This window comes from Kitasatospora sp. NPDC059722 (genome assembly GCF_042733235.1).
Lineage (GTDB): Bacteria > Actinomycetota > Actinomycetes > Streptomycetales > Streptomycetaceae > Kitasatospora.
Genome location: NZ_JBHWGD010000175.1, coordinates 1 through 7,024, shown reverse-complemented (window position 1 = coordinate 7,024; position 7,024 = coordinate 1). Strand labels below are relative to the sequence as shown.

8 protein-coding genes and 2 pseudogenes are annotated in these 7,024 nt (G+C 73.9%); 5 read left to right on the top strand and 5 right to left on the bottom strand.

Features of this window, described 5'->3' with window-relative positions; translation table 11 throughout:
* The 3 genes and pseudogenes from ACFV4F_RS41500 to ACFV4F_RS41490 all read left to right on the top strand — a co-directional run.
* Positions 1 to 254: pseudogene (locus ACFV4F_RS41500) on the top strand (short-chain dehydrogenase); the annotation flags it as partial.
* Positions 255 to 298: 44 nt separating this feature from the next.
* Positions 299 to 919, top strand: coding sequence for a TetR/AcrR family transcriptional regulator (locus tag ACFV4F_RS41495; protein ID WP_380510878.1), 621 nt, complete (start codon positions 299 to 301; stop codon positions 917 to 919).
* 135 nt (positions 920 to 1,054) lie between these two features.
* Positions 1,055 to 1,384 carry a hypothetical protein gene (locus ACFV4F_RS41490; protein WP_380510876.1) on the top strand — a complete coding sequence of 110 codons (330 nt, stop codon included), beginning with the start codon at positions 1,055 to 1,057 and terminating at the stop codon, positions 1,382 to 1,384.
* Between the two features lie 36 nt (positions 1,385 to 1,420).
* Here ACFV4F_RS41490 and ACFV4F_RS41485 read toward each other — a convergent pair whose 3' ends face one another.
* Together ACFV4F_RS41485 and ACFV4F_RS41480 are read right to left on the bottom strand one after the other, a co-directional pair.
* On the bottom strand, positions 1,421 to 2,296 hold the full coding sequence (locus tag ACFV4F_RS41485; RefSeq protein ID WP_380435350.1) for an SGNH/GDSL hydrolase family protein: 876 nt from the start codon (positions 2,294 to 2,296) through the stop codon (positions 1,421 to 1,423).
* A 247-nt stretch (positions 2,297 to 2,543) separates the two neighbouring features.
* Positions 2,544 to 3,389: a polysaccharide deacetylase family protein gene (locus ACFV4F_RS41480; RefSeq protein WP_380510873.1), complete on the bottom strand. Its 846-nt coding sequence runs from the start codon at positions 3,387 to 3,389 to the stop codon at positions 2,544 to 2,546.
* Between the two features lie 206 nt (positions 3,390 to 3,595).
* Between ACFV4F_RS41480 and ACFV4F_RS41475 the strand changes: the two genes are divergently transcribed.
* A complete protein-coding gene (locus ACFV4F_RS41475) occupies positions 3,596 to 3,982 on the top strand; it encodes a hypothetical protein (protein ID WP_380510870.1) in 387 nt (128 codons plus the stop codon).
* A gap of 51 nt (positions 3,983 to 4,033) precedes the next feature.
* Positions 4,034 to 4,486 carry a PCC domain-containing protein gene (locus tag ACFV4F_RS41470; protein WP_380510867.1) on the top strand — a complete coding sequence of 151 codons (453 nt, stop codon included), beginning with the start codon at positions 4,034 to 4,036 and terminating at the stop codon, positions 4,484 to 4,486.
* Between the two features lie 9 nt (positions 4,487 to 4,495).
* On the opposite strand, the gene ACFV4F_RS41465 is transcribed toward ACFV4F_RS41470, so the two are convergent.
* From ACFV4F_RS41465 to ACFV4F_RS41455, 3 genes and pseudogenes are all read right to left on the bottom strand, one after another.
* Entirely contained in the window at positions 4,496 to 5,698 is a 1,203-nt protein-coding gene (locus tag ACFV4F_RS41465) for a phosphodiester glycosidase family protein (RefSeq protein WP_380510864.1), read from the bottom strand.
* A gap of 73 nt (positions 5,699 to 5,771) precedes the next feature.
* Complete coding sequence (locus ACFV4F_RS41460) at positions 5,772 to 6,497, bottom strand: hypothetical protein (RefSeq protein ID WP_380510861.1); 726 nt, start codon at positions 6,495 to 6,497, stop codon at positions 5,772 to 5,774.
* A 49-nt stretch (positions 6,498 to 6,546) separates the two neighbouring features.
* Positions 6,547 to 7,024: pseudogene (locus ACFV4F_RS41455) on the bottom strand (hypothetical protein); the annotation flags it as partial.

Sequence of the window (7,024 nt, the reverse complement as noted above, 5' to 3'; positions counted from 1 at the left end):
GATGGGCTCCAGGAAGACGGCGGCGCGGGCCGCGGGGCGGGGGCATGAGCCCGGCCACCAGGGCCGGCCCCGCGCCCGCCCCCCCGCGACCGACCATCGACGCCGCCACGGCTGAAGGACCGGCCGGCCGGACCGGGGTCGTCATCGGTGCCGGCGGCCGTCCGGTGACAGCCTTCCGCGCCGCGACCGACCCGCGCGTCGCGGCCGCCGTGCGCCGGCTCAGTGAGCTGCACGCCCCGCTCGAGTCGCCCTGACCACCCGGGGCATTCCGGATCACCCATCCGGTTAGGATGGCCGGATGCCGACCCCGCGCCCAACTCCGACGACGCCGCCGCCGCTGCTGCGCAAGGACGCCGCCCGCAACTGGGAGCAGATCGTCGCCGTCGCCCGCGGCCTCGTCGACCGGGGCGAGCCGCTCCACCTCAACGACATCGCGCGCAGGGCCGGGCTCGGCGTCGGCACCGTCTACCGGCACTTCGCCACCCCCGAGGCGCTGCTGGAGACCGTCGCCGCGCCGTGCTTGGAGGGCCTGGTCGCCCACGGCGAGCAGGCCCTTGCGGCTGCGGACACGGACGCGGACGCCTGGTCGGCACTGGAAGGCTTCCTGTACCGCACCGTCGAGGCCCAGGTCACCGACGCCTCCCTCACCCCGGTCACCGCCGCCGCGACGGACGCCCTGCCGCGCACGACCGAGCTCAAGGCGGCGCTGTTCGCGGCCGGCACCGCGCTCCTGCACCGCGCCCACGAGGCCGGGGTCGTCCGCCGCGACGTGACCGCCGCCGACCTCGTTCCGCTCATGTGCGGCGTCGCCCACGCGGTCGACGTCCACCACACGACCGCCCCCGCCTCCGCACGCTCCAACCGCCTCGGCACCGCCCACCGTTACCTCGCCGCGCTCCTCGGCGGCCTGCACGCGTAACCACAGCGCCAACCACACCGCGCGGCGGAACGCAAGCGGAGTTGCCCCCGTCGGTGCCCGATGAGCTAATGGAAGCGTGCGCGTACGTCCCGTCCCGTCCGACCAGCACCCACCCAGCACCCACGGGAGCACGTCATGACCGACGGACCGGTCGCCGAGGCCGTCGCGACGCTGGCCGGGCGGCGCGGCCGGGCCTTCGTCGTCGAGCTGTCCGAGGCGGCGAAGCCCGTCCTCATGGGCCTCGCCCAGCGCCCGGAGGGGCCGCCGCCGAAGCTGCGGCCCGTCTTCGCGCACGGGCTCGCGCCCGCCGAGGTCGCCGACGGGACCTTCGCCGAACTCTTCCGCGCCGCCGGGCTCGCCGTCCTCGCATCCGGCGACATGCCGCTGTCCCTCACGGAGTCCGCCGCGGACGGCAGCCCGATCGAGCTGCCGGCGCGGTGGCTGGTGGTGGGCGCTCACTCGTAGGCGCCCGGCGGTAGAGGCGCCGGGCCGTAGGGGCGCTCAGCCCAGGTGGAGGGCGGCCATCGCCTGGTCCGCCATCTTCGACTCGCCCAGCGGGTTGGGGTGGACGAGCGCGAGGCTCGTGCTGAAGAACAGCGGCTCGATCCACCGCGTGCCGACCGGCGCGCAGGCGTCGTGGCCGTTCGACACGGCGCTCATGTCGACGTAGGTGGCCCCGGTCGCGGCAGCCGCCTTCTTGACGGCCTGGTTCAGGTGGGTCTGGAGGTCGCGCAGGTACGGGACGTCGCCCGAGGCGAGCGGCATCTTCGGGTAGCAGGACGGGTCCGCCGTCGCCGGGACGATCCACGGGTAGCCGAGGATCGCGACGCGCGCGTGCGGCGCCTTGTTCTTCACGGCGCGCAGCGCGGCCTCGACGGCCGGGCCCGTCTTGGTGTCGATCGTCCGGTTGAAGCTGTCGCCGTACGCGTCCTTGCACGGGCTGCCGAAGCCGGCGGTGAGCACGCCGAGGCTGCCGCAGGCGAGGATCGAGCTGATGAAGGTGCTGTTGTCGTTGCCGCCGATCGTCAGCGTGACGACGTCGGTGTTCGCGCCGACGGCGGCGAGCTGGGGCGCGACGCCCGGGTACTGGCCCCCGGCGAAGTCCTTCGTCTGGGCGCCGCCGCAGCTGACGTCCGTGAGGCGGGCGCCGGTGCGCGCGGCGATGAGGTGCGCGTAGTTCTTCGTCGAACGGGCGCACAGCAGCGGTGCGGTGGGGTCGAGCGGGAAGTTGCCGGAGGCGGCGCTGTAACTGTCGCCGAGGGCTATGTAGCTCACCGGGCCCTCGGCGGCCGCCGGACTGGCCGCGACGAGGGCGAACCCTGCGGCGGCGGCAACGGCGACGGCGGACACGCGGGACGCGGCAGCACGGAGCGGCATGGGGGTGCTCCTTCGGTGGGGGGTATCGTGCCGCACCCCGGGGGGTGGCGTGGGGACGGCACGAACTGCGGCTCGCTCAACTCCCCCGGTGGGACGGGGTTTCGTTGGCATGTCCTCGAAGTTACCGACGGGTTAGACGGGGCGTCAATAAGGAGGACGCACCCCTTTCGTCCCGTCGCCCCCGCCCGGTGATCCCCTCCGCCCGCTCCCCCCGGTGGCCGTCAGCCGTTCGCCGCCGGACGGCGCGTCACGGGGTCGTCCGGACCGGGAAGCCGGTCGCGCGGCCCTGGGCCTTCAGCCAGGTGAGCACCTGGTCGAGGGCCTCGACGGTCTGCTGGCGGTCGCCGCCGCCGTCGTGGAACAGGAGGGTCGGACCGTTGCCGATCTCCTTCTTGACCGTGCCGACGATGGCGGCGGTGCCGGGCTTGTCGAAGTCCTTGGAGTCGATGTTCCAGCCGAGCGGACGCATCCCGTTCGCGGCGGCGATGCGCCGGCTGTCGGGCGTGAACGCACCGCCGGGGGCCCGGTAGTACAGCACCTGGGCACCGCCGCCGGCGGCGTCCTCGATCATCTTCTTCGCGTCCAGGATCTCCTTCTGCTGGTACGCGACGGGCTTCTTGTCCATGGAGGTGTCGTGGTCCACGGTGTGGTCGCACAGCCGGTGGCCTGCCGCGATCACCTCCTTGACCAGGTCGGGGTGGGCCTTGGCCTGCGGTCCGATCATGCAGAACGTCGCCTTCACGCCGTGCCGCTTGAGCACGTCGAGGACCTTCGGGGTCCACACGGGGTCGGGGCCGTCGTCGATGGTGATGTTGACGGCGTTGCCGCCCGCCTCGGAGGCGTGGGCTATGCCGTCGGATATCCCGCTCTGCTGCTGCGTACCGCCGTCGCCGCCCTGGGCGCTGCCGTCACTGTTGTGGCCGTCGGTGGTGGCGCCGCCGCCCTGCTCCCGGGCGACGTTCTGCTGAGGGGAGTGGAGCGACCCGGTCACCGTCGGAACCGCCCAGGCCGCCGCCACCACGGCGACGGCCCCTACCGCGAGGGTCACCCGCGACCGGTTGCCCATACTCCCCACGCGCGCCTTGATGTCCATCAACGACCACTCCCCCCGACTGCCGGTTGCAAGCTCTCCGATGACCATGACGTGAACCGGACCGGAAGAGGTTCCCGCAGTTCGACGCGCGTAGTGGGAATACGGACGGACAGGACGCGCAGGTCGCGGGTACCGGGCAATCCGTTGGCCCCCGGCCGACCGGCCCGACTAGCCTGACCGGAACGGTGGACGGACGGGGGCCGGTCATGGAGCGCAAGTCGCCTCAGCAGAAGAAGCTGCTGAGCTACCTCAAGGACGGACGCAACAACTACGGCGAGAACGACAAGAGTTCACGCAAGAACATCCGCAGGAACAAGCGGGCGGTCAACAGCGCCAACCGACGCCGTGAACACCTGGCCCTGGCCGCGTCCACCGGGGCCGACGCGACCGGCGAAGCGGGTACGGACACGATCGATCGTGACCTGCACCGCCACCGCCCCAAGAGGTGGAGGAAGTCGCCCGACCTCCCCCTCGGCAAGGACGTGATCGGCGTACTGGAGCGGCGCGTCCACAAGGGCACCGACGCCGAGGAGCGCGCCCGGGCCCGCATCCGTCGAGTACGCGAACGCCTCGGCGAGGCCGAGCCCTCCTGAACGGACGCCGGCCCGGTCGACGGTCACGTCGGGCCCGGCGGTCCGTTGCTTGTGTGGGGGGATGCGAACGGACCGCCGGGGCGTGCGGGTCGGAAGGGGAGAACCGTCCGCACGGTGGGACCGGACGCGTTCGGGGCAGCCCCATCTTGCAAATCCCCGCACCCTCGCCGCAGACCCTCCAGCCGCGGCGCGGGCCGCGTTCGGTCCCACGCCTCGGAGACCCTGTACGGCCCGGCGGATAACACTTTTTTTCTTCTACGACCTTTCTCGCCGCCGCCTACGCCCGGCGGCGGGCGAGGAAGAGGTCGATGCCCCCGCCCCGTGCGTCGAGGACCTTCGCGGTCTCGCGAGATCGTCAGTGCCGTGGGCGAGGTCCGCAACGGGCAGGCGCACCTGCACGCTTCCCTCGCGGTGGGCGACGGGCGGGTGGTCGGCGGTCACGTCCGGTGTGCCACCGTCGGACGGCACTTCACGCGCGTGTACCTCCTGCCCACGGCGGAGTGACCGGCCCGTTCACCGCACGAAGACGCCGATGCCGTTCGCAATCGGGCGCTCGCCGCCGTCCAACTGGTTGCGCACCGCGGGACGGCCGGTGGACGGGTCGCGGGTGACCATCGTGGCGGAGCTGCCGCCGTCCAGCTGGACGGCGGTGGTGGCGCCCAGGTCCTTGAGGGTGTCGGCCAGTTCGCGCATCGTCAGGCCCGGGGCGTCGTCGCTGCGGCCGTCCGTGGCGACCAGCAGCAGGGTGTGGCCGCCCCCGGTCAGGGCGGCTGCGGCGCGTGGTTCGCGCCGGCTCGCGTCCTGTCCGGTGAGCGGTCGGCCGTCGAGCAGGATCGGCGAGGCGCCGAGGGCCCAGCGCGGCGGGAGGCCGTCCCGGTCGGCCAGGCGGTAGTCGACCCGGACTCGGTCGCCCTCCCGCAGGCCGCGCAGGTGGCGGGCGCCGGCCTCGCGGCCGAGCAGGACCACCGCATCGTCGGGCACCCGGCCGCTGCCCGGCTCCGGCTGCTCGGAGACCACCCGGCCGTGCCGCACGGTCACCTCGAACGTCTCGCTGCTGCACGGCGCGGCGCGGTGGAGGTCCGTGCCGCAGACGGCGCGGGCGCGGGGGGTGTCACCCCACTCGGGGGTGAAGGCGCCGATGCCGTCCTCCGCGATGGCGTACTGGTTCAGGCCGCGCAGCGGGACCGTCCCCCGCGGGCTGTCCACCGTGCCGCGCAGGTGGAGACGCCCGAGCCGGAGGCGGCCGTCGAAGCCGCCCGCCAGGACGTCCTCGACCGTCCCGCCCGGCGGCAGCGTCCAGCCGAAGCGCTGCGCGGTGGGTACGGCCCCCTTCAGCGGCCGGCCCTGCGCCACCTCCGGGCCGACCGGCGCGCCGGTGGCCGGGACGCCAGGGTGCTGTTCCTCGCTGATGTTGAAGAAGTCGCCGTTCACGGCCGCCACCGCGCCGCGCTCCCCGGCCAGCCGGGTGAGCGGCTCCCGCGCGGCCACCGCGCTTGGGTACAGCAGGCCGACCGACACCCCCGTCCGGTCGAGGTCGACGGTCACCACGTGCAGCCGGGCGGGCCCACGGCCCGTCGGCACCTCCAGCAGGCGGTACGTCACGCCGCGCGCCACCCGGGACCCGTCGGGCGTCGCGGTGGCCGGACCGGCCGGCCCGATCACCAGCAGTGCGGCCAAGGCGAACGCCGGGAACCGCCCTCTCGTGCTTCGCTCCATGCCGGGCATGTCTACCTGCCCGACGTTCGGATGCAGACCGGCGCCGGCGGACTTTCGCCCGAAACGCGGAAGATCAACAACCCAGCGCGGCCGCCAGGGCCTTGGCCTGCTCGGGCGTGATGCCGAGGGCCAGCGGGACCCGGCGCGGGCTGTAGTCGGACGAGCAGACCGGGATCGGGCTGCCCTCGCGGACGCTCCACGCCGGCTGGTGGGCGCTGCCCGGGTCGCCCAGTAGGTGGCCGGCCAGTTCGTCCACCGCCTCGGCCGGGAACCCCACGTCGGCGAGTGCGTTCGCCACGACGCCCCGCGCCTCGGCCGGAGTCTCCGCGTCGCCGAGGGCCGGGAGCAGGAGCAGGAGGCGGCGGGCCGGGTCGGCCAGGCCGTCGGCGCCGTCCTGCGCGCTGCCGGCCAGCTTCACCAGCTCCGGCCAGGACAGGCCGGGGCCGGAGCCGTGCGGGCCGTCCTGGGCGAGGAAGCCGAGGCGGCCCCACGCGGGGTGGTGGACGAGGTAGTCGACGGTGCTCTCGTCCTCCCAGTTCTGCCAGACGACGTACGCCGAGTGCCCGCCGTCGAAGGGCACGCGCAGCGCGGTGCCCGGCGCCTCGGCGTCGCCGAGGCGCTCGATCATCGCCTCGTGGGCGTCCGCGTCGACGCCGCACTCCTCGGCCGTCTCGTCCTCCACGCCGAAGGAGATCACGAAGTGGGCGAACCAGAAGGCGAGGTCGCCGGCGAGGTGCTCCCCCGCGACGACCTCGTCCCCGTCGAGGAACTCGGCGATGGGCATGTGAGCGGCTGTCATGCGACGCAACATAGCGCGCCCGGCCGACAGCCCCACACGTGGGCAAGCCCTACTGCAGCGCGACGATCTGCAGGCTCGCCGTCGAGGCGACCGTCCCGCCGGCGTACAGCGTGTGCCCGTCCGGGCCGACCGCGAAGCCGTTGACGCGTTCCTCGTTGAGCGCCTGGGCCTCGCCCTGGGCGACCGTGTCGGTCGTCGTGTCGAGGACGTACACCGACGGGCCTGCGCCCTCGATGGTGTCGTCGACGACGTAGAGCCGCGTGCCGTCCGGACTCACCTGCGGGTAGCGGAAGTCGACGCTGGTGGTGGTGAGCGTGAAGCGGGCGGTGACGGTGTCCGTGACCGGGTCGATCTCGTCGCCCGCGCCGCCGTTGGCGCCGTTGACGGCGAACAGGCGGGTGCCGTCCGGGCTGAAGGCCAGCTGCGAGTCGTGGCCCGCGGCGGTGCCCGGGACGACGCGCGTCACGGCCGGCGCGGCGCCGGTGAGGTCGAGGTGGACGACGCGCCCGGCGCGGGCGCGCGAGATA